This window comes from Halomonas sp. MMSF_3323 (genome assembly GCF_030733595.1).
Taxonomy (GTDB): Bacteria; Pseudomonadota; Gammaproteobacteria; order Pseudomonadales; family Halomonadaceae; genus Halomonas; species Halomonas litopenaei.
Window position 1 is genome coordinate 21,696 of sequence record NZ_JASHIT010000033.1, and the last position, 24,829, is coordinate 46,524.

At 63.9% G+C, this 24,829-nt stretch carries 20 protein-coding genes; 13 read left to right on the forward strand and 7 right to left on the reverse strand.

Annotated features, from left to right (window positions below; all coding sequences use genetic code 11):
- The first annotated feature begins 131 nt into the window (after positions 1-131).
- Positions 132-1,061: a lipid kinase YegS gene (gene yegS / locus RBB39_RS16265; RefSeq protein ID WP_045993797.1), complete on the forward strand. Its 930-nt coding sequence runs from the start codon at positions 132-134 to the stop codon at positions 1,059-1,061.
- A gap of 448 nt (positions 1,062-1,509) precedes the next feature.
- Entirely contained in the window at positions 1,510-2,070 is a 561-nt protein-coding gene (locus RBB39_RS16270; protein WP_052704433.1) for a hypothetical protein, read from the forward strand.
- A gap of 286 nt (positions 2,071-2,356) precedes the next feature.
- On the opposite strand, the gene RBB39_RS16275 is transcribed toward RBB39_RS16270, so the two are convergent.
- Positions 2,357-2,563: a cold-shock protein gene (locus RBB39_RS16275; RefSeq protein WP_045993796.1), complete on the reverse strand. Its 207-nt coding sequence runs from the start codon at positions 2,561-2,563 to the stop codon at positions 2,357-2,359.
- A gap of 357 nt (positions 2,564-2,920) precedes the next feature.
- On the opposite strand from RBB39_RS16275, the gene RBB39_RS16280 reads away from it, so the two are divergent.
- Positions 2,921-3,346, forward strand: coding sequence for a TM2 domain-containing protein (locus RBB39_RS16280; RefSeq protein WP_045993795.1), 426 nt, complete (start codon positions 2,921-2,923; stop codon positions 3,344-3,346).
- On the forward strand, positions 3,346-3,999 hold the full coding sequence (locus RBB39_RS16285) for a LysE family translocator (protein WP_045993794.1): 654 nt from the start codon (positions 3,346-3,348) through the stop codon (positions 3,997-3,999). The genes RBB39_RS16280 and RBB39_RS16285 overlap by 1 nt, the downstream gene beginning before the upstream one ends.
- 158 nt (positions 4,000-4,157) lie before the next feature.
- Here the strand turns inward: RBB39_RS16285 and RBB39_RS16290 are convergent, their stop codons facing one another.
- Complete coding sequence (locus tag RBB39_RS16290) at positions 4,158-6,101, reverse strand: transglycosylase SLT domain-containing protein (RefSeq protein ID WP_045993793.1); 1,944 nt, start codon at positions 6,099-6,101, stop codon at positions 4,158-4,160.
- 260 nt (positions 6,102-6,361) lie between these two features.
- On the opposite strand from RBB39_RS16290, the gene RBB39_RS16295 reads away from it, so the two are divergent.
- The 3 genes from RBB39_RS16295 to htpG all read left to right on the forward strand — a co-directional run bounded on the left by RBB39_RS16295 (position 6,362) and on the right by htpG (position 10,081).
- Positions 6,362-6,718, forward strand: coding sequence for a YkvA family protein (locus tag RBB39_RS16295; RefSeq protein ID WP_045993792.1), 357 nt, complete (start codon positions 6,362-6,364; stop codon positions 6,716-6,718).
- Positions 6,719-6,914: 196 nt separating this feature from the next.
- A complete protein-coding gene (locus tag RBB39_RS16300) occupies positions 6,915-7,934 on the forward strand; it encodes a PaaI family thioesterase (RefSeq protein ID WP_239452579.1) in 1,020 nt (339 codons plus the stop codon).
- Between the two features lie 242 nt (positions 7,935-8,176).
- Positions 8,177-10,081, forward strand: coding sequence for a molecular chaperone HtpG (htpG, locus tag RBB39_RS16305; protein WP_045993791.1), 1,905 nt, complete (start codon positions 8,177-8,179; stop codon positions 10,079-10,081).
- Positions 10,082-10,198: 117 nt separating this feature from the next.
- On the opposite strand, the gene RBB39_RS16310 is transcribed toward htpG, so the two are convergent.
- Positions 10,199-11,104 carry a tetratricopeptide repeat protein gene (locus RBB39_RS16310; protein WP_045993790.1) on the reverse strand — a complete coding sequence of 302 codons (906 nt, stop codon included), beginning with the start codon at positions 11,102-11,104 and terminating at the stop codon, positions 10,199-10,201.
- Entirely contained in the window at positions 11,104-11,604 is a 501-nt protein-coding gene (locus RBB39_RS16315) for a hypothetical protein (protein ID WP_045993789.1), read from the reverse strand. The genes RBB39_RS16310 and RBB39_RS16315 overlap by 1 nt, the downstream gene beginning before the upstream one ends.
- 370 nt (positions 11,605-11,974) lie before the next feature.
- Here RBB39_RS16315 and pflB point away from each other — a divergent pair, with 370 nt between their 5' ends.
- Together pflB and pflA are read left to right on the forward strand one after the other, a co-directional pair.
- Entirely contained in the window at positions 11,975-14,251 is a 2,277-nt protein-coding gene (gene pflB, locus RBB39_RS16320) for a formate C-acetyltransferase (RefSeq protein WP_045993788.1), read from the forward strand.
- 88 nt (positions 14,252-14,339) lie between these two features.
- On the forward strand, positions 14,340-15,083 hold the full coding sequence (gene pflA / locus RBB39_RS16325) for a pyruvate formate lyase 1-activating protein (protein ID WP_045993787.1): 744 nt from the start codon (positions 14,340-14,342) through the stop codon (positions 15,081-15,083).
- A gap of 126 nt (positions 15,084-15,209) precedes the next feature.
- Here pflA and sstT read toward each other — a convergent pair whose 3' ends face one another.
- The 3 genes from sstT to trpB all read right to left on the reverse strand — a co-directional run bounded on the left by sstT (position 15,210) and on the right by trpB (position 18,960).
- Complete coding sequence (gene sstT / locus RBB39_RS16330; RefSeq protein WP_045993786.1) at positions 15,210-16,430, reverse strand: serine/threonine transporter SstT; 1,221 nt, start codon at positions 16,428-16,430, stop codon at positions 15,210-15,212.
- A 429-nt stretch (positions 16,431-16,859) separates the two neighbouring features.
- Positions 16,860-17,687 (reverse strand): tryptophan synthase subunit alpha, encoded by an 828-nt coding sequence (gene trpA, locus RBB39_RS16335; protein WP_045993785.1) that lies wholly within the window; start codon positions 17,685-17,687, stop codon positions 16,860-16,862.
- Between the two features lie 25 nt (positions 17,688-17,712).
- A complete protein-coding gene (gene trpB / locus RBB39_RS16340; RefSeq protein ID WP_045993784.1) occupies positions 17,713-18,960 on the reverse strand; it encodes a tryptophan synthase subunit beta in 1,248 nt (415 codons plus the stop codon).
- A gap of 306 nt (positions 18,961-19,266) precedes the next feature.
- On the opposite strand from trpB, the gene RBB39_RS16345 reads away from it, so the two are divergent.
- From RBB39_RS16345 to RBB39_RS16360, 4 genes are all read left to right on the forward strand, one after another.
- Positions 19,267-20,208: a LysR family transcriptional regulator gene (locus RBB39_RS16345; protein ID WP_045993783.1), complete on the forward strand. Its 942-nt coding sequence runs from the start codon at positions 19,267-19,269 to the stop codon at positions 20,206-20,208.
- A gap of 177 nt (positions 20,209-20,385) precedes the next feature.
- The gene (gene folE2 / locus RBB39_RS16350; protein ID WP_083970516.1) at positions 20,386-21,381 is read left to right on the forward strand and encodes a GTP cyclohydrolase FolE2; all 996 of its coding nucleotides are present in this window, start codon (positions 20,386-20,388) and stop codon (positions 21,379-21,381) included.
- A 680-nt stretch (positions 21,382-22,061) separates the two neighbouring features.
- The gene (locus RBB39_RS16355; protein WP_045993782.1) at positions 22,062-22,538 is read left to right on the forward strand and encodes an oxidoreductase; all 477 of its coding nucleotides are present in this window, start codon (positions 22,062-22,064) and stop codon (positions 22,536-22,538) included.
- A gap of 24 nt (positions 22,539-22,562) precedes the next feature.
- Positions 22,563-24,827 carry an ATP-binding protein gene (locus RBB39_RS16360; RefSeq protein WP_045993781.1) on the forward strand — a complete coding sequence of 755 codons (2,265 nt, stop codon included), beginning with the start codon at positions 22,563-22,565 and terminating at the stop codon, positions 24,825-24,827.
- Positions 24,828-24,829: the final 2 nt, after the last annotated feature.

Here is a 24,829-nt window from a genome sequence, read left to right on the forward strand (position 1 = left end):
TGGCTGGAGGCCGGCAGGTATCGGATCGCCGCTGCGGGCCTCCATGCCGGGGGAAGGATGTGATGAAATAGGCGCCGCACAGGGAGGATGTGCGACTTTCATGAACCTCATGTGAAAAAGGAAGCGTCAGGATGACCCAGCCGCCGGGCACCAATCGGCTGATCCTCAACGGACAATCGGCGCAATTGCCGGAAGTGCGAAGCGCTGTCTTCGCCTGTCGGCGAGGCGGCCTCGATGTCGATGTGCGTGTCACCTGGGAAAAGGGCGACGGCGAACGCCAGGCCACCCAGGCTGGACGCGATCGGGTCAAGCGGGTCATCGCCGGCGGTGGTGACGGTACCGTGCATGAGGTGGTCAACGGGCTGATGCAGTTGCCGCGCGAAGAGCGTCCGGAGCTTGCCATCATGCCGTTGGGCAGCGCCAATGACCTGGCCAAGTCCCTGGGCCTGCCGCTCGGCCAGGCAGCGTCGCTGGACGCCGCCTGTCGTCTGCCCAGCCGCTGGGTGGATGTGCCAAGGATGAACGATCGCTATTTCATCAACATGGCCACCGGAGGTTTCGGTGCCGAGATCACCACATCGACGCCGAAGCCACTCAAGCGCTTGATGGGCGGGGGAGCCTACTCGGTGTTCGGTGCCTTCAAGGCCTGGCGCTATCAGCTCTACCAGGGCCACCTGGCCTGGGATGGCGGGGAGAGTCGAGCGGGCATCTTTCTGCTGGGTATCGGCAATGGCATCCAGGCAGGTGGCGGTCAGCAGTTGACGCCGGCGGCGCGACTGGACGACGGCCTGTTCGACGTGCTGCTGGTGCGTGACTTCCGCTCGCTGCGCCAGCTTCGGGCGATGATGCAGGAACTGCGGGCCAGGCCCTACCATGGGCAGTACGTCGACGCCTTTCGCAGCGCCTGGTTGCGCTTTGAAGCCGATGGCGAGGCGCGCCTGCCGCTGACGCTGGACGGCGAAGCCTGCTATCAGCGCGCGTTCGAGGCCCGGGTCATGCCGTTGGCGCTGCGTCTGACCATGCCCGACAGCTGTCGAATGGCCTCACCCCGAGGAGAATGATCAGGGCGGGAGCCGCCATAGACGTCGCCCGATAGGCGAGATTGCGGCGTGCTGCAGCGCCAACGCAAGTTGCGTGGCCGGGGTGGCTTTGTTGCAATAGCGCGCGATCAATCATGGAGATTGGGCGCATGGACAAAGGCTTTATGGAGAGAAGACGATGGCAATGACCCCTCGAATGGCGGCGGCCCTGGTGGCGCTGAGCGTACCGCTGTGGCTGGTTGGGTGTGATGGCGAGGAGCCCCCGGCGTCTCAGAGTGAGCCTTCAGCTGCTCAGGAAGAGCCGTCAACGACTGACGAGGAGCCTTCAGCTACTGAGGAAGAGCCTTCAGCTACTGAGGAAGAGCCTTCAGCTACTGAGGAAGAGCCTTCAGCGACTCAGCAAGAGCCCTCAGCTACTGACGAAGAGCCCTCAGCGACTCAACAACAGCCATCCGATTCCGAGAGCGGGATGTCCGCAGCCCAGTCAGAGTCATCGAGTGAAGCGGCGTCGAGCGGGGCCGACGGGGCGCAGAGCAACAGTGACGCCGATGGGGCCGATGTAGACCTCGGCAGCAGTGCCACCGACACCCTGGAGCAGGGCCAGGCGCTGCCGGGGGAAAGCACCGAGTCAGATGTCGATGCCATCCTCGAGGAGACCGAGCGTCGCTTCGAGGAAGCGCAACGCAAGATCGACGAGACCTATAAGCAGGCCGAGGCAACGAGCGCTACCCAAGGCACACCGGACAGTGAAGGGCAGCAGAGCGACGCAGGCGGCGGAGAAGCCTCGGCGCCCTCGGTGCCGGACCCTGTCGAGGAACCGGTGCAACTCGAGGGATCGAGCGAGGAGGTCGACGCCATCCTTCAGGAAACCGAACGCCGGTTCGAGGAAGCCAAGCGCAAGATCGACGAGACCTTCGAGCAGGCCGAGCGCCAGGTCCCCGAGGAGGTGCCCGCCGACGCGGACGCGTCCTTCGATGCCGACGTCAACGCCGAAGGCGACGTCGAGACCCGTACCGACAACGCGCCCTGAGCCAGTATTGGCAGGGCATCAGGTCCGGGTGGCTTAGTCATTCATGGCTTAGTCATGGCTTAGTCATGGGCCCAAGGCTTGCAGGCAAGCTCTTACGGCATCCGATCGGCCCCCCGGCAGGCTCTGCCGACCAACAAGAAAGGCCCACCGTATGGTGGGCCTTCTTGTCGCATGATCGAGGATTGTCACAACTTGCGGCAATCCTGCTCAAGCGCTGTTGCTTCACGGGGTGGCTAGATCACCTTGAATGCGATCTCCCCGTGACAAGGTCAGACAGGCACTAGGCTCAGTCGGCGACCTTGATGTTGGAGGCCTGAAGGCCTTTCTTGCCCTGAGTCACCTCGAAGGAGACCTTCTGGCCGTCCTGCAGGGACTTGAAGCCTTCAGCCTGAATCTCGGAGAAGTGGGCGAACAGGTCGTCTCCGCCGTCGTCCGGAGAGATGAAGCCGTAGCCCTTGGTATCGTTGAACCACTTGACAGTGCCAGTTGCCATTGTCGATTTCCTTAACTCGCTAAATGATGGTGCAGGCTCAACCACCCGGGGAGCTTTTCTCCCGTCGTGTGGTCTGAACCCTGTTGCGTGGGCATGACAAGAAAGAAGGGCGCATTGCGTGTTTCGACAATAGAGCGATCGAACTACCACTGCTGACGTTTCTACTTGCTGTCCTACGCTGCGGTCGAGTTCGCGATTCCGATTACCCGGGAAACGACACCTCTGGTGTCGACCACCCCTGGCAGGCGAGAATGGCTTACCTCGACTCGCCAAGTTACTGTAGATCGAAAGGCCAGCAGCGTCCAGCCGGACGCCCGTTGCTGCCTCTTAACGGAAAAGATGACACAAGGAATTCACATGACTGCCCCCGTGATCCATAGCGACGATACCCACTCCAAGGTGGTGGGCTACCTGTTGTGGCTGTTCGGTTTCCTCGGCGCCCACCGGTTCTATTACGGCAAGCCGGTGACCGGCACCATCTGGTTTCTGACCCTCGGACTGTTCTTCATCGGCTGGATCATCGACCTGTTCTTGATCCCGAGCATGGATCGCGAGGCCGACCTGCGGTTCCGCGGTGGTCCCACCAACTACACCCTGGCCTGGGTGCTGCTGACCTTCCTCGGGGTATTCGGCCTGCACCGTTTCTACATGGGCAAATGGGTGACCGGCATCATCTATCTGCTCACCGGTGGTCTGTTCTTGATCGGTATCCTCTACGACTTCTGGACGCTCAACGACCAGATTTCGCTGAAACACTCCGATAGCCTCGAGTCCGTGCGCTGATGGAAGGCTGGATCGATGCCCAGTTGCTGGGCTTCGTGGTGGCGATCACGCTGTTGAGCGTCACTCCCGGGGTCGACACCTTGCTGGTGATTCGCAACACCGCTCGGGGCGGATTGCGCGACGGTGTGCTGACCAGCCTGGCGATCTGTTCGGGGCTGTTCGTCCACGCCACCATCTCCGCCCTGGGGGTATCGCTGATCCTGCTGCAGTCGGCCTGGGCGTTTTCGGCGTTGAAGATGATCGGGGCCGGCTACCTGGCCTGGCTGGGAGTCGCCAGCCTGCGTCAGGCCTGGGCCGGCAAGGGGCTCGCGGTGTCGGCGGCGAGTGGCGCCCGCCGCCAGCGCGTGTCGCCGTGGCGGCCGCTGCGCGAGGGGTTGCTGTCCAACGTGCTCAATCCCAAGACGGTGGTGTTCTACATGGCCTTTCTGCCTCAGTTCATCGCCCCCACGGATCCGGCCTTGCTGAAGTCCCTGTGGCTTGCCGGTATCCACTTCGTGATTGCCAACCTGTGGCAGATCCTGGTCGCGGTATTGGTGGGCAGCGCCAGCCACTGGCTCGCTCGGCCGGCGTTCTCGCGCGTGCTCAACGGCTTGACCGGCGGTGTGCTGGTGGCGTTCGGGGTCAAGCTGGCGTTGACGCGGGCGCCGTCCTGAGCCGACGCGATCGGCGCGGAGGCCAATAGCCCGAGACACAGGCCAGCGAAGCTACCGCAAAAAACCGGACCTCGACAGCAAGAACCCCCGACCACAGGCCGGGGGTTCTTGCTTTCCGAGGCGATCTCACCTCATCGACGTGCCGGGGCTCCGCCACATCATCGACGTACCATGGAACCGTCGTAGCGGGAGCTCTTCTCGGCCGCTGTCAGCACCTGTACGCCCTGGGTCGAGCCCTGGGCCAGGCTCTCGAACACTACCCGGTACTCGAGCACCGCGCGCACATAGCGGCGGGTTTCCTTGAAGGGGATCTCCTCGACGAACAGGTCGAATTCGCCCGGCGCGCGGGCAAGCCAGGTGTCGACCCGGTGGGGGCCGGCGTTGTAGGCCGCCGCCGCGGCGATACGGTTGCCGCCGTAGCGCGCGATCATGTCACGGATATAGGTGCTGCCCAGACGAATGTTGGTGGCCGGGTCGAGTACGCCGTAGGGTCCAGGATCACCGATGCCCACCTGGCGTCCCACCAGCGCGGCGGTACCCGGCATCAACTGCATCAGGCCCCTGGCCCCGGCGGGTGATAGCGCCTCGGGGTTGTAGGCGCTCTCGCGACGGGCGATCCCCATCAGCAGGTAGGGGTCGACGTTGTTGGCCTGGCCCCAGCGGCGGAAGTCCTCCCGGTAGGCTTCGGGAAAGCGCCAGGGCAGGGCGTCGAGCATCTTGCCGACGATGGTCGTCTGCACCAGGCGTACGTGCCAACCGCGTCCTGCGGCGTAGTCCGCCAGGCGCCGGGCATCGGTGGGGCCTGCGCTGCGTACCGCATGATTCCACTCGAGGTTGGCAAGCCCTTCCTGTCCGACGCGCAGCAGCGCCTCGGTGCGACGCACCGTCGGCCAGCCGGCGACCTGCGCGCGCTCGGCCTCGCTGAAACGCGTGTCTTCCATGTTGAGATCGTAGGGCTGGCCAAGGCGGTCGGCGGCGACGAAGCCGAAGAAGTCGCGTTGACCCGCTGCCCGGGCGTAGGCGGCCTGCGCGTCTGCCTGCTGCCCGCGCAGGGCCAGCGCGCGGCCCAGCCAGTATTGCCAGCGCGCCTTGGCCTGGGTCTCGGCGGGCATGATGCCAACGGTCCGCTCGACGGCGGCCCAGTCGCGATCGCGGATGGCCAGGCGTGCACGCAGTTCGAACACCTCCGGATCCTGCTGGCCGGCCAGGGCGCCGTCGATCCAGCCGAGCAGGCTGCGCTGGTCGCGGCGCAGGGCGTAATAGATGATCTCGCGCTCCAGCGCCTGGCGAGACTGGGCCGGCAGGCTCACATTGCCGGAGACCTGCTGCCAGGCGGACAGCGCCGCCGCCGGGGATGACTCTGCAGTGGCGATGATGGCGGCCCGCACAAAGGAGGCGGTGCCGGCGCAGTTGGGGCCGACGCAGCGCGCTACGCTTGCCAGCCGCGACGGATTGGCGGCCACGCTTTGCTGTGCTGCTGCAGCGGAGCTCCAGGCGGGTCCCAATTGACGGCCAAGATAACTGACCAGTCCGTCTTCGCCGTTTTCCCAGGCCAGCATCATGCGCTCGAAGATTTCCGTGCCACCGATCTCGCCGCGGGCGCGCAGGGTGGAGAATAGGGAGTCGCAGGCATCCGGCTGGGAGCGACCCACCAGCCATAGTTCGCGGCCGCCCTGAGCGGCGACGGCGGGGCTCTGACCCAGTTGCGCGGTGTAGTAGTAGCACTGCTCGGCGGTGGTCTCGGGAACGCCGCCGGCGACGGCCAGCAGGTCGCCGTAGCGCCCGGCCTTGCCGTAGCGCAGGATGGCCTGCTCACGCATCCAGTCACCCAGCGGTGCATCGGCATTGGCCGAGATGTAGCTGAGAACTTCCTGAGGGCTGGCGTTGGGCAGGCGGTCGCGCAGACGATAGTACGCCACATAGCCGGCCAGTTCGTGGCCACGAATGGCGGCGTCGTTGATGTTGTGGAAGTTGCCGCTACGGGCGGCTTCCAGGGCGCTGCGCATGGCGCCGTCACTGCCCTGGGCGGTAGCCGTCAATGGCATGCACAGTGCCGTGGCTGCCACCAGCGGCACGAGGCGACGAAACAAGGCGAATGGCATGGAGACCCTCCTGGTCTGTGAAGAAGAAGACATTGCTGCCTTTTTGTGCCGTAGACGGCGAATCGATGTCGGATCGAAGCCACATGGTGACCGAACCGGCGGGCCTTGAACAGTTGCCCGGCCAGGTTACGAGACTTGACCCCGGTCAGCTTCGCCCCCATGTTGCGATAAGACGACGTCGACGCCATGAAGATAGCCGTTGACACCCGATAAATACCATCGGCAATCGTTGGTGCTGAATTGAGTCGAGGAGACTATCCATGGCCCTGTTTGATCGAATCCCCGTTATTGGTCGCTTTACCCAACGCACACGAGCGTTCAAGCATATAATGCGGGCGCTCAAGCTGTTTATCCCGATGCTGCAGGACGTGCTCAGCGGTCGCTACCGCCCGGTGCCCTGGGCGGCTTTCGGCTGGATGGCGGTGGCCTTTGCCTATCTGGTGTCACCGCTGGACCTGATTCCCGATGTGCTGCTGCTGTTCGGTCTTCTCGACGATGTGGTCATCGTCGGCTGGTTGCTGACCAAGGTGGACAATAGTCTGGCCGACTATCGCGCCTGGCGTGGTATTGGCGAGGACGATGCTCCGCGGGAGGAGCGGGATATCCACGACATCTAGGGTGCCTTGTTCTTGATTTTCTGGCTCGAAGTGTGCGGATTCGAGCTTTTTGCGTTTGCTTCAGGATACGTCGTCTGTTTCTGACGTTTGGCGAGCATTTGGCGGGTAAAAGGTAAAGGTGCGGACCAAGGACGTATTGTGGCGTCGGCGGGCTGGGTCTAGATTGTCAGTCAAACGTTTGAATTCGAGCCCGCTCATGTCCTCCTCGCACCGCACTCTGCAGCCACCCTCCGTGTCGCTCTGGCGGCAGGCGCTTCAGCGCTTTGTCGATGTCATTCCACATACCCAGGCGCTCGGCATGCGCGTCGTTGCGGTGGATGCCAGCGGCGTCACCTTATATCTGCCCGGGGGCGCCGAGTTATGCGGTGATCGCTCGAGAAGCCTGGTGCACAGCGGGGTGCTCAGCGTACTGCTGGACACCGCCTGCGGTGCCTCGGTCCTGCCGGCACTGCCAAGTCCTGAGGTCTGTCCCACCCTGGATCTGCATATCAGCCATCGTCGCCCTGCCTGTCAGGGGGCGTCATTGTGGGTACGTGCCGAAGTGGAGGCCATCACCGACTCGGTGGTGTTCACCGAGGCCCGAGCCTGGCAGCACGAAGGACAGGTGGTGGCCTGCGCCCGCGGGCACTTTGCCCGGCTGGGGCCGCGCAACACCCCAGCAGGTTTTGCCGAGGCCATGTTCGCCGGTCTTGTGGAAGACGAGGGCGATCCCCGTATCGAAGAGAAGGCCCCAGTTGGCGATGGCGCCAGTGGCGCGATAGCGGCGGCCCCACACGAGAGTGTCAGCGGCCTGCTGGAGCGTGGGCGTGCCAGCGGTGAGATCAACGCCTGGCTTGGCGAGGTGCCCTACGCCGACTTCATCGGGGTGAGGGAGGACAGCGATGAGCGCGGCAGGCGCTTTGTACTGGAGACGCGCCCCCACAACGTGGGCAATCCGATGCTGCCGGCGCTGCACGGCGGTGTGGTGTCGGCCTTTCTGGAGACTGCTGCAGCGCTGGATACCCTGGCGCAGACCCGTGAGCCGCGCCTGCCGAGGCTGGTCAACGTCACCGTGGACTACCTCAGTTCGGCCGGGGTGAAGCCAACCTACGCGCGTTGTCGTCTGGTGCGCGAAGGGCGGCGCATGGCCAATGTCGAGGCATGGGCATGGCAGGACGACGAAGACGCGCCGGTTGCCCGGGCTCGCTTGACCTACGTGCTGGGGGCGCCGGCGTAGGTGAGAGCCGCCCCGGGCAGCCGTTAGACAGGTGACCACGGCCAGGGACGTCGGCCCAGGTCTGGCCAGCCTTGACGTGAAGGTGCCAGCCTTGACTTGGTGGCGCCAGCCTTGAAAAGCGCAGCGCGGACCCCATATCGATTGTCATCTTGAATGACGTGCGGCGCGAGCCGTGCACTCTGGACCGCCAGCGACCCATCGCTGGCCCGGAAATCGCCATGTCGAAAGGGGTTCGATCTACCATGACCACCGCTACCCACGAAGAAACCCTGGGCTTTCAGACCGAGGTCAAGCAGCTTCTCAACCTGATGATCCACTCGCTGTACTCCAACCGCGAGATCTTTCTTCGGGAGCTGATCTCCAACGCCGCCGACGCCTGCGACAAGCTGCGTTATCAGGCGCTGGACAATGATGCGCTCTACGAGGGCGACAGCGAGCTGCGCGTCGAGATCGAGCACGACAGCGAGGCCGGCACCGTCACCCTTCGTGACAACGGTATCGGCATGAACCGCGAGGACGTGATCGCCAACCTGGGCACCATCGCCAAGAGTGGCACCGCCGAGTTTCTCAAGCAGCTTTCCGGCGAACAGCAGAAGGACGCCCGGCTGATCGGCCAGTTCGGGGTCGGCTTCTATTCTGGTTTTATTGTCGCCGACGAGATTACCGTGCGTACCCGCAAGGCCGGTGACGCCGCCGATGCCGGCGTCGAGTGGCGCTCGAAAGGCGAGGGCGAGTTCGTGGTCGCCGAGATCGAGCGCGAGAAGCACGGCACCGAGATCATCCTCCACCTCAAGGAGGACGCCAGGGAGTTCGCCGACGACTATCGCCTACAGAGTCTGGTGCGCAAGTACTCCGACCATATCGAAGTACCGGTGAAGATGCCGCGTACCGAAAAGGCCACCGACGACGATGGCAACGAGGTCGACGGTAGCGAGGTCACCACCTGGGAGACCGTCAACGAGGCGACCGCGCTGTGGGTGCGGCCCAAGAGCGAGGTCTCCGAGGACGAGTACAAGGCCTTCTACAAGCACGTGGCCCACGACTTCTCCGACCCTCTGACCTGGAGCCACAACAAGGTCGAGGGCAACCTGGAGTACACCAGCCTGCTGTACGTGCCTGGCCGCGCCCCCTTCGACCTGTACGAGCGTGACGGCGCCCGTGGGGTCAAGCTGTACGTCCAGCGCGTGTTCATCATGGACGACGCCGAGCAGTTCCTGCCGCTGTACCTGCGCTTCATCAAGGGGGTGCTGGACACCCGCGATCTGTCGCTGAACGTGTCCCGTGAGCTGCTGCAACAGGACCCGAAGGTAGAGAAGATCAAGTCCGCGCTGACCAAGCGTGCCCTGGACATGCTCAAGAAGCTGGCCAAGGACAAGGAAGCCTACCAGACGTTCTGGAACACCTTCGGTTCGGTGCTGAAGGAAGGCCCGGCGGAGGACTACGCCAACCGCGACAAGATCAGCGGCCTGCTGCGTTTCTCTTCCACCCACACCGACAGCGCCACCCAGGATCAGTCCCTGGCCGACTACGTGGAGCGGATGAAGGAAGGTCAGGACAAGATCTACTACATCGTCGCCGATGGCTTCAACGCCACCAAGAACAGCCCTCACCTGGAAATCTTCCGCAAGAAGGGCATCGAGGTGCTGCTGCTCCACGATCGCATCGATGAGTGGCTGATGAGCCATCTCACCGAGTTCGATGGCAAGAAGTTTGCCGATGTTGCCAAGGGCGATCTGGACCTGGGGGACGTCGAGGACGAAGACGAGAAGAAGGCCCAGGAGGAGACCGCCAAGTCCAAGGAGGATCTGGTCAAGCGGGTCAAGGAAGCGCTCGGCGAGGAGGTTCAGGAGGTCAAGATCACCCACCGCCTGACCGATTCACCGGCCTGCGTGGTGCTGCCCGAGCACGAGATGGGCTTCCAGATGCGCCGTATCATGGAGGCTGCGGGCCAGAGCCTGCCGGAGGTCAAGCCGATCCTCGAGCTCAATCCGGACCACGCCCTGGTCGCTCGCCTGGAAGGGGCCGACGGTGACGGCTTCGGCGATCTGGCGCGGATCCTGCTCGATCAGGCGATCATCGCCGAGGGCGGTCATCTCGACGATCCGGCCGCCTACGTCAAGCGTCTCAACGCCCTGCTGAGTGCCTGACAAGCTGGCTGCCTACGTCAAGAGCTCAAGCGCCCCAACCACGACGCCACCTTCGGGTGGCGTCGCTGCGTTCAGGCAACTGCAAGGCGTCGTTCTTGCCGCGCCGATGGCGGTTGTTCAGCGTTTCAGGCTGGCGAAGAGGTCGGGGCACTGGCGCTGAAGCTCCCTGTCGTCGAGCATGGCCTCGCGCTGGCGCTGGATGGCGTGACCTCGGCGCTTGAGCACCGCATCGATGTCATCGCCGCTGGCGCAGCTCACCTTGAGCAGGTTGATCAGTGCGTCCAGCCGCTGGGGAGAACTCGCCAGGGCCGCCTCGATATCGGCTCGGGCATTGTCGTACTGGCCCAATCGGTAGTAGGCGTAGCCACGATAGGAGAGGGCGTCGTTGTTGTTCGGATCGATCGCAAGCGCCCGGGTGTAGTCGGCCACCGCGCCCTCGAAGTCGCGCTCGATGCGCTTTTCACGTCCCGCGCTGACCTGCTGCTGGGCCGACTGCATGGGCGCCTGGCGGGCGATGATGGTCAGGTAGCGCGGGGCCACGTCGCTGCCGAGGGCCAGGGCGGCCTCGAAGTAGCTTCGAGCCTTGTCGAGCTCACCGGCGGAAAAGGCGTTGATGCCGGCGTTGTTGAGGGTCTTCAGGCGCACCTCACGCAAGCCGTCATGACCTTGACTCGCCCTGAGTGCCTGCTCGAACAGCGCTGAGGCGTCAGCGTGGCGGCCTTCCCGATAGAGAATCCAGCCCTGGGCGTTCAAGCCTTCCATCCGAGCCAGCGGATCAGGACTTTCGAGCAGAGGGCGTAGTTCGCGCAGGGCGGCCTGGTTGTCACCCTGCTGCAACAGCGCCTTGGCCCTGGACAGCGGGGCCTGCTGGGCAACCACCGGCCACGCCACCCCGACGCTCAGCAGCACGATCAGCAGGGCGTTTATCGTAGACGTGGGTTGGCGCCGTCGTTTTCCCTTCGCTGGCCCGGCCAGGTCTGTCGCCATCGCGCGCGACGCCAAGGCGCCCTGCCTGTTCTTCATTAGAAGCCTACCTGCGGAGAATCTCGCTCCGCTGCAGCGATGACGTCGGCCAGTTGGCTCTTCAAGGCGTCGCGCTCCTGCTCGATGGCGATCAGCCGGCCGTGCAGATCGTTGTTCAAGATGCGCAGCACATTGTCGTCCTGGACCTTCAGCACGACCGTGCCCCGGCCATCCAGCGGCATGTCCCGCTCCTGCAGACGGATGACCGGCAGCACGCCTTCGGGCGGGGCGATGGAAAGATTGACCTGGCTCGAGGGTTTCATCATCGCCATGGCCAGCCCACCGACGAAGAACAGCAGACTCAGCGCCATGAACAGCCTGGCGTTCTTGGAGATCTCCTGCAGATAGCGAATGCGCAACTCGGTGCCCTCTCGGGTCTCGCCAGAGCGCTCATTGAGCAACAGGGTGTGGGTCTTGTTGAGCAGGTGGTAGCCGAGGATCAGCAGCACCACGGCGAAGCCTGGCAGACCGTACTCCAGAAGCGTGGGAAAGCTGTTCATCACGGGCACCCAGCGGTGGGACAGGGCTCAGGCCTACGTATGCCCTTGTCAGCATAGCGCAGGCGGCCGTCCTCGCCGCGCGAAATTGGCCTGGTACAGGTTTCTTGGCCGCTTCGCTCGCGCTGTATCGCTGTCCTGTGGCGCCATGATGCGGGTCAAGTAGGGGCGACGGGACTACTGCTAAGGTCGAATTGTGCTCTCGAGGGCAGGTGTTTTTTCGCCGATCGAGAAGCGTGCAGCACACCCGCCGCCTCCGATGCGGCGACCGCTGCTGCCACCGAACAGGCGGGCCGGCTGCCATCTCCGAGGGATGGCCGTCGCTCAGCATGCAGGACTAGCGTTGTCATTTACTCTGTTGAGGTGCAAGTCGATGAAAGAGCAATTCGCGCAAGCGTGGGAAGGGTTTGCCGGGGGCGAGTGGAAGAAGGACGTCGACGTACGAGACTTCTTGCTGGCCAACGTGACCCCCTACGAGGGTGACGAGCGTTTCCTGGTCAGCGAGCCGGCGGCCAGCACTCGCGAGCTATGGGACACTGTGATGGAAGGCGTCAAGAAGGAAAACGCCACCCATGCACCGCTGGACTTCGACACCTCGCTGGTCTCGACCATCACCGCTCATGACGCCGGCTATATCGATCAGCGTCTCGAGACCATCGTTGGACTGCAGACCGACGCGCCGCTGAAGCGGGCGATCATGCCCAACGGCGGCATCAAGATGGTGGAGGGCTCATGCCAGGCCTACGGTCGTGAACTCGATCCTCAGGTCAAGAAGGTCTTCACCGAATTTCGCAAGACCCACAATCAGGGGGTGTTCGATGTCTACACCCCGGACATCCTCAAGTGTCGCAAGTCAGGGGTGCTGACTGGACTGCCGGACGCCTACGGTCGTGGACGCATCATCGGTGACTACCGCCGGGTCGCCCTTTACGGTGTCGATTTCCTGATGCGTGACAAGCAGGCGCAGTTTGCCTCGCTGCAGCAGCGCTTCGAACAGGGCGAGGACCTGGAGGCGGTGATCCAGCTGCGCGAGGAAGTCGCCGAGCAGCATCGTGCACTCGGCCAGCTCAAGGAAATGGCCGCCAAGTACGGCTTCGACGTCTCGGTCCCGGCTGCCACCGCCCAGGAGGCCATCCAGTGGACCTACTTTGGCTACCTGGCGGCAGTGAAGTCGCAAAACGGCGCCGCCATGTCACTGGGACGTACTTCCAGCTTCCTCGATATCTACCTGGAGCGTGACCTGCGCCAAGGCGTGATCGACGAAGCCCGCGCCCAGGAGCTGGTCGATCACTTCATCATGAAGCTTCGCATGGTGCGCTTCCTGCGCACCCCTGAGTACGACGAGCTGTTCTCCGGCGACCCGATCTGGGCCACCGAATGCCTGGGCGGGATGGCGCTTGACGGACGCACCCTGGTCACCCGTACCAGCTTCCGTTTCCTCAATAGCCTCTACACCATGGGTCCGAGCCCGGAGCCGAATCTCACGGTGCTGTGGTCTGAGCAATTGCCCGACGGCTTCAAGCGTTACTGCGCCAAGGTGTCCATCGATACCTCGTCGATCCAGTACGAGAACGATGATCTGATGCGCGTGGACTTCGCCTCCGACGACTACGCCATCGCCTGCTGCGTGTCTCCCATGGTGATCGGCAAGCAGATGCAGTTCTTCGGTGCCCGGGCCAACCTGGCCAAGACGCTGCTTTACACGATCAATGGCGGCGTCGACGAGAAGCTGAAGATCCAGGTCGGCCCCAGGAGTGAGCCGATCGCCTCCGAGGTGCTCGACTTCGACGAGGTGTGGGCACGCATGGATGGCCTGATGGACTGGCTGGCCCGCCAGTACGTGACCGCCCTCAATGCCATCCACTACATGCACGACAAGTACAGCTATGAGGCGGCGCTGATGGCGCTGCACGACCTCGACGTCAAGCGCACCATGGCCTGCGGCATCGCCGGGCTGTCGGTGGCGGCGGACTCGCTGTCGGCGATCAAGTACGCCAAGGTGCGCCCGGTGCGTGATCCTGACGGCGTGGCGGTGGACTTCGAGATCGAGGGTGACTACCCCTGCTTCGGCAACAACGATCCGCGCGTCGACGATATCGCCTGCGAGCTGGTCGAGACCTTCATGAACAAGATCCGCAAGCTCAATACCTACCGTGGCGCCGAGCCGACCCAGTCGGTGCTGACCATCACCTCCAACGTGGTCTACGGCAAGAAGACCGGCACCACGCCGGACGGTCGTCGCGCCGGCGAGCCCTTCGCACCGGGTGCCAACCCCATGCATGGGCGTGACACCAAGGGTGCGGTGGCCTCGTTGACGTCGGTGGGCAAGCTGCCCTACGCCCACGCCAAGGACGGGATCTCGTATACCTTCTCCATCGTGCCGAGGGCGCTGGGCAAGGACGAGGGCGCCCAGCGCAGCAACCTGTCCGGCTTGCTCGACGGTTACTTCCACCACAGCGAGCGTCAGGAAGGCGGCCAGCACTTGAACGTCAACGTGCTCAACCGCGAGATGCTCGAGGACGCCGTGGTCAATCCGGACAAGTATCCTCAGCTGACCATCCGCGTGTCCGGCTACGCGGTGCGCTTCAACTCCTTGACCGCGGAACAGCAGCGCGACGTGATCTCCCGGACCTTCACCGAAACGCTCTGAGCCGACAGTCGTCTCGCCCGGGGCCGCGACAGCGGTCCCTTTCCGGGCTCCGGGTGTCTCCCGGAGCCCCTTTTCGTTAGGAGTCCTGATGATGATCACTGGCCGTCTCCATCACCTGGAGAGCTGTGGTGCCGTGGATGGCCCAGGCATTCGCTTTCTGGTGTTTCTGCAGGGCTGCGTGATGCGCTGTCAGTACTGCCACAACCGCGACAGCTGGGATCGCCAGGGCGGACGTGAGGTGACGGTGGACGAGATACTCACCGAAGCCAGAACCTATCTGCCGTTCATGCGGGCGTCTGGGGGCGGCATCACCTGCACCGGCGGCGAGGCGCTGCTGCAACCGGCGTTTGTGCGCGACCTGTTTCAGGCGGCCAAGGCCGAGGGCATGCACACCTGCCTCGACACCAATGGCTACGTCTGCCACTACGATGAGGTCCTCGACGAGTTGCTTGCCGCCACCGACCTGGTGCTGCTGGATCTCAAGCATCTCGACGAGGGCGTGCACCGCGAGCTCACCGGTATCCCCCGACGCCGTCCCCTGGCCTTTGCCCGTCATCTGGCGGCGATCGGCAAGCCCACCTGGATTCGTCAGGTGATCGTGCCTGGCTTTACCGACAGCGAGGCATCCATGCACCTGCTGGGGGAGTTCGTCGAGACCATGGACAACGTCGAGCGTATCGAGCTGCTGCCCTATCACGCACTTGGCGAGTACAAGTGGCAGGAGCTGGGAGAGCACTATCCGCTGGCAGGAGTGGCGCCACCGAGTGGCGAGACCATGCAGCGCCTGGTGACGATCGCCTCGCGGTATCACCCGGAGGTCATCGCTGGCTGACGTGGTGTCGTCGCCCGCTCGAACAACGCAGCGAGCCCCTCTCACCCTTTGGTGAGAGGGGCTCGCTGTTGTTTCAGGAGAGCTGTTGTTTCAGGAGATGAGCAAGCGCGGCAGCGCCTCTGGGCGTCAGTCGCTCAGTTCGCCCCTGCGGCTGGCGGCGGCGGTGAACAGCACATCGGTGGAAGAGTTGAGGGCGGTCTCGGTGGAGTCCTGGACCACGCTGATGACGAAGCCGATAGCAACCACCTGCATCGCCACGTCGGCCGAAATGCCGAACAGGCTGGCGGCCATGGGAATCAGCAGCAGCGAGCCACCGGCCACGCCGGAGACGCCGCAGGCGGCCAGGGCGGAGACCACGCACAGCAGCAGGGCGGTGACGAAGTCCACGCTGATGCCCAGGGTATGGGCGGTGGCAAGGGTCATGACGCTGATGGTGATGGCGGCACCGGACATGTTGATGGTGGCGCCGAGCGGGATCGAGATGGAGTAGGTGTCCTCATCCAGCTTCAGACGCTTGCACAGCTCCAGGTTGACCGGGATGTTGGCTGCGCTTGAGCGGGTGAAGAAGGCGGTGATGGCGCTACCGCGCAGACAGCTGAAGACCAGCGGATAAGGGTTCTGGCGAGTGGCCAGGAAGACGATCAGCGGATTGGTCACCAGGGCGACGAACAGCATGCAGCCGACGATCACCGACAGCAGTTGGGCGTACTCCAGCAGCGCACCGATTCCGGCTTCGGCCAGGGTGCCGGCGACCAGTCCGAAGATACCCAGCGGTGCCAGACGAATGACCCAGCGCACCAGGGTCGATACCGCCTGGGACAGGTCCTCGATCATGCCCTTGGTAGCGGCACTGGCGCTGCGCAGCACCAGGCCGAGGCTGACGGCCCACACCAGGATGGCAATGAAGTTGGCGTTCATCAATGCGCTGACCGGGTTGGCCACGGCGCTCAATAGCAGGTTGCGCAGGATCTCTACCACGCCGCCTGGCGGATTGCCGCTGGCCTGAGCGGTATTCAGGGTCAGTTCGGTGGGGAGGGCGAAACTGGCCACTACTGCCACCAGCGCCGCCACCAGGGTGCCGATCAGATACAGCACCAGTACGCTGTGGATCTGGGTCGGCTGGCCGCGCTGATGGCCGGCGATGGCGGCCATCACCAGCACGAAGACCAGCACCGGGGCGACCGCCTTCAAGGCCGAAATGAATACCTGGCCGAGCAGCGATACCGAGGCGGCGAGCTCGGGGGACAGGGTGGCGACGGCGATACCGCAGAGGATACCGATCACGATCTGAGGGATCAGCCCCAGACGATTCAGCGCCTTGAAGGGGGCGCTCAAGGAGGTGGACATGGCTCTGGTCTCGAAGCGTGGAGTGTGCATCGACCGTCGCGTCAGGACGGATGGGCGTCGGCTTGTGGCCGGAAGGAGGGCGATTCTATCACCGTCGGCCACACCCAACGGTTCGACTTAAGCATGATATCAGCAGTAAGAATCTGGCATGGATCAGCAGTTGCATAGATGGTGTGGCTGCATTCCAGGTGTCCGCTGAAAATATTGACTGGGTCGGGGAGATGTTCGGCCCGGTGGCAGCAAGCCCCGCCTGATCGGCGGGGCTTGCGTGGGGAAGAGAGGCTTCCCGGGAGTGGCTTGGCGCAAGGCCTGGCGTGAGTCTCCTCGAGGCGTCTTTCTGTCGAGCAGACGCCGACAGGGCCTTTGTACCGGGATCACGCGATAAGGAGTTCTTTACCGGGGTTCTTGACCGGGGTTCTTTGCCAGGGCTTAGCGGGCGCCGGTCAGCGCCTGGGCCAGCTCGCGCGTCAATTCGAGCACGGCTTGGGTACCTTCGGCGGGAGTGTCGCCGCTGGCCTGGGCATCGATCAGCGCCGAACCTACCACCACGCCGTCGGCGAAGGCGCCGATCTCTCTGGCCTGGGCGGCGGTGCGAATACCGAAACCGACGGCGATGGGAATATCGCTGTGCTCGCGGATGCGGGCTACCTCCTGTTGCACGCGTTCGGCGCTTGGCGCAGCACCGCCGGTGACCCCGTTGCTCGAGACGTAGTAGAGAAAGCCCGAGGTATTGGTGAGCACCCCCGGCAGGCGTCGGGCATCGGTGGTGGGGGTCGCCAGACGAATGAAGTTGAGCCCGGCTTGATTGGCAGGCAGGCACAGCTCGTCGTCATGTTCCGGCGGCAGGTCGACCACGATGAGACCGTCGACGCCGGCAGCCTTGGCCTGATCGAGAAAGCGTGTCACGCCACGGGCGTAGATGGGGTTGTAGTAGCCCATCAGCACGACCGGTGTCTGTTGATCGGTCCGACGCAGTTGGCGGACCATCTCGAGGGTCTTGTCCATGGTCTGGCCGGCATCCAGCGCCCGGCGGGTCGCATGCTGGATGGCGGTGCCGTCGGCCATGGGGTCGGTGAACGGCATGCCGAGTTCGATCACATCGGCGCCGGCCTCGCCCAGGCCCTTGAGAGTCGCGAGGCTGGTGTCATAGTCGGGATCACCGGCGGCGATGTAGGTCACCAGGGCGGCGCGTCCCTGCTGGCGAGTCTCGGCGAAGCGACGTGCGAGGCGCCCCTCGGCGGTAGTGGTCGTGGTCATGGTCTCTCTCCTGGAATCCGGGGTGTCAGTCCTGCTGGTCGGGCTTTCCCAGGCCCAGTTCATCGGCAAGACATTCGGTGGCGGTGGCCATGTCCTTGTCGCCGCGGCCGCTCAGGTTGACCACCATCAGATGATCCGCCGGCAGTCGCGGGGCGCGCTTGATCACCTCGGCCAGGGCGTGGGAAGACTCCAGCGCCGGGATGATGCCTTCCTTGCGACACAGCAGGGTGAAGGCGTCCAGCGCCTCACGATCGGTGGCCGCCACGTACTCGGCGCGCTCGATGGCATGCAGCCAGGCGTGTTCGGGTCCGATGCCGGGGTAGTCGAGGCCGGCGGAGATGGAGTGGGCGTCGCTGATCTGGCCTTCGTCGTCCTGCAGCAGAAAGGTACGGTTGCCGTGCAGCACGCCGGAACGTCCACCCTTGAGGCTGGCCGCATGGCGTGGGGTGTGGAGGCCTTCGCCGGCCGCCTCGACGCCGACCAGCGCCACTTCAGGGTCGTCGAGGAAGGGGTGAAACAGGCCCATGGCGTTGGAGCCGCCGCCGATACAGGCGACCAGCGAATCCGGCAGGCGTCCTTCCTTGGCGGTGATCTGGTCGCGCACCTCTCGCCCGATCACCGACTGGAAGTCGCGCACCAGCGCTGGGTAGGGGTGGGGGCCGGCCACGGTGCCGATGATATAGAAGGTGGAGTCGACGTTGGTGACCCAGTCTCTCAGCGCCTCGTTCATGGCGTCCTTGAGGGTTCCGTCGCCGGCGGTGACCGGAATCACCTTGGCGCCCAGCAGTTGCATGCGCTGGACGTTGGGCTGCTGGCGATGGATATCGGTGCTGCCCATGTAGATGACGCAGTCCATGCCGAAACGCGCGGCGACGGTCGCGGTGGCCACACCGTGCATGCCCGCGCCGGTCTCGGCGATGATGCGACGCTTGCCCATGCGACGGGCGAGCAGGATCTGGCCGAGGGCGTTGTTGATCTTGTGGGCGCCGGTGTGCATCAGGTCTTCGCGCTTGAGATAGATGCGCGCGCCGCCCAGATGCTCGGTCAGGCGCTCGGCGAAGTACAGCGGACTCTGGCGTCCGACGTAGTCGGCCGACAGCGAGGCCAGCTCGTCAGCGAAGCTCGGGTCCTGGCGTGCGGCGTCGTATTCCTGCTCGAGATCCAGAATCAGCGGCATCAGGGTCTCGGCCACGAAACGACCGCCGAAGTCACCGAAGAAACCACGAGGGTCGGGTCCGTGACGGAGGCTGGGAGTTGGGCGTTGCTGGTTCATGACGGGCTCCAAGGCTGACCAGGCGCGATCTGCGCCCCGAATGGCATGGACAGCAGCGTAGCGCTGCATAAGGCCGGAAAAAATCGAAATAACAGCCAGGATGTGTGAGAAAATCTCACCAGTTGAGGGACTGCAAGACCACTCGGCCCTTCACTGTGGTCCCGAACGCGGCCGTGAGCCGTGCCCCGGAAGTCCGCACGCACGGCACGCGGTGGCACCATCAGCTGACCTCTGGGCGCCGGGGCACACCAGGCCCAGACGAGCTAAGACAAGACACCCCATGCCAAGCCGGGAGAGACGCTCGCCATGACATCGCACAACCAGGACGTCCCGTTGCCCTCGCTCAGGGCGCTCAGGGCCTTCGAGGCGCTGGGGCGCCACGGTAGCGTGTCGCGGGCGGCGGCCTCGCTGCACCTGACCCATGGTGCGGTCAGTCGTCAGATCAAGCTGCTCGAGGACCAGTTGGGGGTTGCCCTGGTCGAGAAGGAAGGGCGGGGGTTGAGACTGACCGATGCCGGCCGTGAGCTGGCCGACGCCGCCGGATTCCATCTTGGCGCCCTGGCACGGGTCTGCGCCGAGGTCGCTCGCACCAGCGTCCAGTCGCCCTTCGTGCTGAGCTGCCCAGGCTCCTTCCTGGCGCGCTGGTTCATTCCTCGACTGGCCCGGTTGAAGCAGGCTCTGCCGCAGTTGGAGTTGCATCTGACCGCCGGTGAGGAAGGTGTCGCGACGCTATCCGGGGTCGATGGTGTGCTGCGCTTTCAGCGCTTGCCGGAAGGGGAGCCGCCGGGCGAGGTCACCCGTATCCTCGGGCAGGAGCGCATCGGTCCTGTGCTCAGTCGTGAGCTTGAGCTGCATCGGTCCGGCGGGGCTACAGCAAGCCCGCCCGACCCGCGGGTACTGCTCGGCCAAGCGCTGTTGCATACCCGTTCACGTCCCTCCGCCTGGGGCGACTGGAGTCGCCGCCAGGGGATCGCGCCGGAGCGGCTGACGATGGGCCAGGGCTTCGAGCACCTCAACTACCTGCTGGAGGCGACCCTGGTGGGGCTTGGGGTCGGCATTGCGCCGGACTACCTGGTGGAAGAGGACGTGCGCGCAGGGCGCCTGGTGGCGCCTTGGGGCTTTGTCGCCACCGACGCCTGCCTGGTGCTGGAACTGGCTGCCGGGCCTAGGGGGGCGCGCCATCCGCTGGCAAATGATCTGGCCGACTGGTTGGCGGCAGAGCTGGCCGAAGCGCCGGCGCTGGGCTGATACGAGGTGCTGGGCTGATACGAGGTGCGAGCCGGCAATGGCGCGGCTCGCCGCGCTGTGAACGGGTGCTCGGTCGCGCTGCTGCGTGCTGATGGTAGAGCAGGATGTCCGAATGCAGTCGTTGTTAATGTTATGTTATAACGTAGTTTTTTATCAGACTGAACCGGCGGTGAAAGGATGAATGACGCACAGATCGAGGCCAGCCAGGCCGTCAACGACACAGTCAGCGATACGGTCAACGACACGGTCAGCGACACAGACGCCCGGGGGAGGGAGCCCATCGACGATCCACAAAGGCTGTCGGATGTGGCCGTGCAGCAGGTGAGCCAGGGCGTCGCCCTGGACTGGGTCGGCATGGAGGGCATCGCGCTGCCCGTCGAGCTGGCGGGACAGCGGATCGAAGCCAGGGTGAACGCAGGGGTCAGTCTTGACGCCCCGGAGGCCCGCGGGATTCATATGTCGAGGTTGTACCTGGCGCTTGACGACCTGACCGAAGAAGCGCTGACGTTGCCTCGACTGGACGCCTGCCTGGCGCGCTTTCTCGACAGTCACGAGGGTCTCTCCCGGTCTGCCAGTCTGTCTCTCGAGGGACGTTTGCTGTTGAAGCGTCCGGCGTTGGTCAGTGACCTGGCTGGTTGGAAGGCCTATCCCTTTCACCTTGAAGTCGAGCAACGAGGTGGCCAGCGGTCGGTAGTCCTGCGTCTGGAGGTGGGCTATTCCTCCACTTGCCCCTGTTCCGCGGCGCTGGCGCGTCAATTGATCCAGCAACAGTTCAACCGTGACTTTGCCGCAGAGCCTCATCCGGCCCGTGATGAGGTGCACCGCTGGCTGGGGCAGGAGTCGGGGATCGTGGCGACGCCTCACAGCCAGCGCAGCCAGGTGATCATGGCGCTCAGGCTGGGCCTCGAGGTCGAGGACGTCCCCATGGTCGAAGTCATCGACAGGGTGGAGCAGAGCCTGGGCACGGCGCTGCAGACCGCGGTCAAGCGTCCCGACGAACAGGCCTTTGCATTGGCCAACGGGCAGAACCTGATGTTCTGCGAGGACGCCGCACGTCGTGTGCATGGTTGCCTGATGACCATCCCGGGGATCGATGGCTTCGAACAGAAGGTGATCCATGCCGAGAGCCTGCACGCCCACGACGCCGTGGCCCGCAGCAGTTGGCGCTGGTAGCGTGGGCAAGTACCTGAAGCGGCCTTGCCCTTGTATGGCCGGCCGGCAGGCTAGCGAGGATGCGTGCTGTGATCTGGTAGCGTGCGCAAGTACCTGAAGCGCACTTGTCCTTGTATGGCCGGCTGGCAAGTTCGCGAGGATGCGTGCTGTGATCTGGTAGCGTGGGCAAGTACCTGAAGTGCACTTGTCCTTGTATAGCCGGCCGGCAGGCTAGTGAGGATGCGTGCTGTGATCTGGTAGCGTGCGCAAGGGCCCGAAGCGGTCTTATCCTGGTATGGCCGGCTGGCAAGCCAGCAAGGATATGTGCTTCGGCACGCGTAGGAGACCACTTGGTGGGAGGGCAGGTCGAAACAGGGGTTTGAGACGTGGTTTTATAGGACGGAACACACCGTTCAGGGCGTGGTCATGACAAGGCCATGAAACATCCATGACGTTGCGAGAACAGCACGCCATTGTTGCCTGGTGGGTAGACGCGTCCGTGTCGACTGGTGTCTCCCGAGGGTCGTCTTTCACCATGGAAGGGTAGTAGAGAGGCGCTTCAGGTTTCTAAACGTGACGGTTTGTGTCTTTTGCTTTACTCTTTTCACATCATCGGTAGCTGATTCAGCATATAAGCGAAGATTGCTTCCACGCCCAAGCAGGAGGCCATAGGGGGAGATGTGAGATATTGCTGGCGACTCATGGTCCTGGGGCTGACACTGGCGTCGCCCCTGTCGATGGCGCTCGAACCGCCCTCGGGCACGCCTTTGTTGAAGGTGTCCGGTGACATCGGGGTCACCAATGTCGGTGATCAGGCCTGGTTCGACCGCGACATGCTCGAGGCGTTACCCCAGGGCACGATCACGACCCATCTCCCCTGGTTTGACGGTGCCTCTGTCTATCGGGGGCCTCTGCTCGAGGGGCTGCTCGATGCGGTCCAGGCGCGCGGTACCGAGCTGCGTGTTTCCGCATTGAACGATTTCGTGGCGTCGGTTCCGGTGCAGGATGCCTCGACCTTCAACCTTGTGCTGGCGATGTGGCGCGATGGCGAGCGCCTGGAAGTGCGCAATCAAGGGCCCCTGTTTGTGATTTATCCCTTTGATCAGCATCCTGAAATTTACAACGCTGTCTACCTGACGCGGTCCGTCTGGCAGGTGGAGTCCATCGATGTCCACTGAGCCGCCGGTGGCCGAGGTCAGATTATGCTGAAACTGCCGTATCGCTCGAGGGTGGCGGCCACCGCAACGGTGCTGTTTTTTGTCGCGGCACTGGTGGCGGGAGGCCTGACCTTCGATCGGCAGCAGGAATTGCAGCATCGCATCCTCGATACCGTCACCTGGAACCTCTACCAGTTCGATCGCATGGTGCGCGAAATGCGCATTCAGGCCGCCGAGGTCAGCGCGGATGATATCGATAGCCTGGTCCTCGACTACGAGATTCTGCACGGACGAAGCGACTTGTTGCGTCAGGGGCAGACTCGGGACTTTCTGCGTCAGACCAGTGCCTCCCAGGAACTGTATCGGCGCGCGGAGCAATTGATCGACGATCTGGGGGGGCGAGTCGAGCCTCTGGAGCAGGGGGGACGCCTGCTCGACGACGACAGGGATGCACTCAAGCAGACCCTGGGGCAGTTGCAGAACGTCAGTCGCGATATGCTGTTGCAACACAAGGCCAGTGTGGCCGAGTTGCGCACCCGAGATACCCAGTCGATGCTGCGTCTCTATGGTGTCGTACTGGCCTGCATCGTGCTTATCATGGTGACCGGTACCGTGCTGGTGCTGGCGCTGATGCGTGAGGGGCGTGCCCACACCCTCAAGGCGGAGTTGCTGCAGGCCCAGTCGCGAGCACTGAAGGAAGCGGTGGAGCGTGCCGAGAACGCCAGTCGCGCCAAGTCCGATTTCATGGCGATCATGAGTCACGAGATGCGCACTCCGCTCAGTGGCGTCATGGGCATGACCGATCTGCTGCGCGACGAATCCCTGAGCGATCAGGGCAAGCGTCATATCGAAGGCCTGGAGGCCAGCGCGACGGGACTGCGCTCGGTGATCAACGATGTGCTCGACTATACGCGGCTGGAGACCGGCCGGATCGAGGTCGAGCGCGAACTGTTTGCGCTGCGCCATATGCTCGACCAGACCACCCTGGGCTATCGTTCGCAACGCCTGGGCGATGTGCAGTTTCTGATGCGCCTGGCCCCGGACCTGCCCGCTTGCGTGGAAGGAGATCAGCATCGGCTGCGCCAGGTACTGCAGAACCTGTTGAACAACGCCTTCAAGTTCACCCGCCAGGGGTTCGTGATGTTGAGGGTTTCCTGTGCCCAGGATCAGCGCATTGCCTTCGTCGTCTACGACACCGGGTGCGGGATATCTCAGCTGGATGTCGAGCGCATCTTTGAGCCCTTCGAACAATCCGATCCGGTGATGGCCAGGCGTCATGACGGTGCCGGTCTTGGCCTGCCCATCGCACGTAGCCTGGTGCGCGCCATGGGGGGCGACCTCAAGGTGGACAGCCAGCTGGGCAGCGGTTCCAGATTCTGGTTCGAACTTCCCTTGCCGGCCAGCGATCAGAAAGAGGAGAAGGTCGAGGTGGCGTCTGCCCCGGCGCCGCTGGCGCCGCACCATGTGTTGGTGGTGGACGACAACCTTCTCAACAGGGAGCTGGTGGCCAGTATGCTGGCCCGCCTGGGCCAGTCCTGCGAAGTCGTGTCCAACGGCGAGCAAGCGCTGCAGGCGCTGTCACAGCGTGACTTCGATCTGGTGCTGATGGATCTGCAGATGCCGGTCATGGATGGTCTGGAGACGACCCGGCGCTGGCGCGAGCGGGAAGCGGCGATCCACCGTGGTGATGGCGACGACGACGCTCGGCTGCCGATCATCGCGGTGACGGCCAACGTTCTGCCGGAACATCGCCGGGCCAGCCGCGAGGCGGGGATGGATGACCTGATTGGCAAGCCTTTCACGCGTCAGGATCTAGGCCAGGTGCTTGGTCGCTTTCCCTCTCGGGTCTATCCCTCCCTCGACCCCGACGAAAACTTCTGGACGCCGCCGAGTACATCCGCCCACGAAGGGGCCTCCGCGCCCACCCAGACGGCGACGGAAGAAAGAGTCGCCAGTGCCGACCTGCTGTCGCGAACGACGCTTCAAGAGCTGCGCTCGATGGTCTCGGCGGATGCTCTGGAGCGCATGGTACGCGGCTACCTGGCCCGCTTTCCTGCTCGCATCGCGAGGCTCTACACGGCCCATGAAGAAAGGGACTTCGACATGCTGGTCGGTGAGGCCAGGGAGCTTCATCATGCGTCAACCACCCTGGGGTGCACGGCAGTGGTCGCGGTGGTGGAGGCGATCATCGAGCATGGTGAGATGGGCCGTCACGAGCCGCTGGTGCCTCTGATCAAGGAACTGGAGGACATCGGCACCCGCACCGGTCTTGCCTGGCGAACCACCGGAGTGCTCGACAGCTTTCGCTGAAT

What these genes read in the sequence shown, in the direction of transcription:
- RBB39_RS16280 (WP_045993795.1), top strand. Translation starts at nt 2,921, where the DNA reads ATGACTGCCCCCGTGATCCATAGCGACGATACCCACTCCAAGGTGGTG.
- RBB39_RS16315 (WP_045993789.1), bottom strand. Translation starts at nt 11,604, where the DNA reads ATGAACAGCTTTCCCACGCTTCTGGAGTACGGTCTGCCAGGCTTCGCC.
- pflA (WP_045993787.1), top strand. Translation starts at nt 14,340, where the DNA reads ATGATGATCACTGGCCGTCTCCATCACCTGGAGAGCTGTGGTGCCGTG.
- RBB39_RS16310 (WP_045993790.1), bottom strand. Translation starts at nt 11,104, where the DNA reads ATGAAGAACAGGCAGGGCGCCTTGGCGTCGCGCGCGATGGCGACAGAC.
- trpB (WP_045993784.1), bottom strand. Translation starts at nt 18,960, where the DNA reads ATGAACCAGCAACGCCCAACTCCCAGCCTCCGTCACGGACCCGACCCT.
- sstT (WP_045993786.1), bottom strand. Translation starts at nt 16,430, where the DNA reads ATGTCCACCTCCTTGAGCGCCCCCTTCAAGGCGCTGAATCGTCTGGGG.
- RBB39_RS16360 (WP_045993781.1), top strand. Translation starts at nt 22,563, where the DNA reads ATGCTGAAACTGCCGTATCGCTCGAGGGTGGCGGCCACCGCAACGGTG.
- trpA (WP_045993785.1), bottom strand. Translation starts at nt 17,687, where the DNA reads ATGACCACGACCACTACCGCCGAGGGGCGCCTCGCACGTCGCTTCGCC.
- folE2 (WP_083970516.1), top strand. Translation starts at nt 20,386, where the DNA reads ATGAATGACGCACAGATCGAGGCCAGCCAGGCCGTCAACGACACAGTC.
- RBB39_RS16345 (WP_045993783.1), top strand. Translation starts at nt 19,267, where the DNA reads ATGACATCGCACAACCAGGACGTCCCGTTGCCCTCGCTCAGGGCGCTC.
- RBB39_RS16295 (WP_045993792.1), top strand. Translation starts at nt 6,362, where the DNA reads ATGGCCCTGTTTGATCGAATCCCCGTTATTGGTCGCTTTACCCAACGC.
- pflB (WP_045993788.1), top strand. Translation starts at nt 11,975, where the DNA reads ATGAAAGAGCAATTCGCGCAAGCGTGGGAAGGGTTTGCCGGGGGCGAG.
- RBB39_RS16290 (WP_045993793.1), bottom strand. Translation starts at nt 6,101, where the DNA reads ATGCCATTCGCCTTGTTTCGTCGCCTCGTGCCGCTGGTGGCAGCCACG.
- RBB39_RS16355 (WP_045993782.1), top strand. Translation starts at nt 22,062, where the DNA reads ATGGTCCTGGGGCTGACACTGGCGTCGCCCCTGTCGATGGCGCTCGAA.
- RBB39_RS16285 (WP_045993794.1), top strand. Translation starts at nt 3,346, where the DNA reads ATGGAAGGCTGGATCGATGCCCAGTTGCTGGGCTTCGTGGTGGCGATC.
- htpG (WP_045993791.1), top strand. Translation starts at nt 8,177, where the DNA reads ATGACCACCGCTACCCACGAAGAAACCCTGGGCTTTCAGACCGAGGTC.
- RBB39_RS16270 (WP_052704433.1), top strand. Translation starts at nt 1,510, where the DNA reads ATGTCCGCAGCCCAGTCAGAGTCATCGAGTGAAGCGGCGTCGAGCGGG.
- RBB39_RS16275 (WP_045993796.1), bottom strand. Translation starts at nt 2,563, where the DNA reads ATGGCAACTGGCACTGTCAAGTGGTTCAACGATACCAAGGGCTACGGC.
- yegS (WP_045993797.1), top strand. Translation starts at nt 132, where the DNA reads ATGACCCAGCCGCCGGGCACCAATCGGCTGATCCTCAACGGACAATCG.
- RBB39_RS16300 (WP_239452579.1), top strand. Translation starts at nt 6,915, where the DNA reads ATGTCCTCCTCGCACCGCACTCTGCAGCCACCCTCCGTGTCGCTCTGG.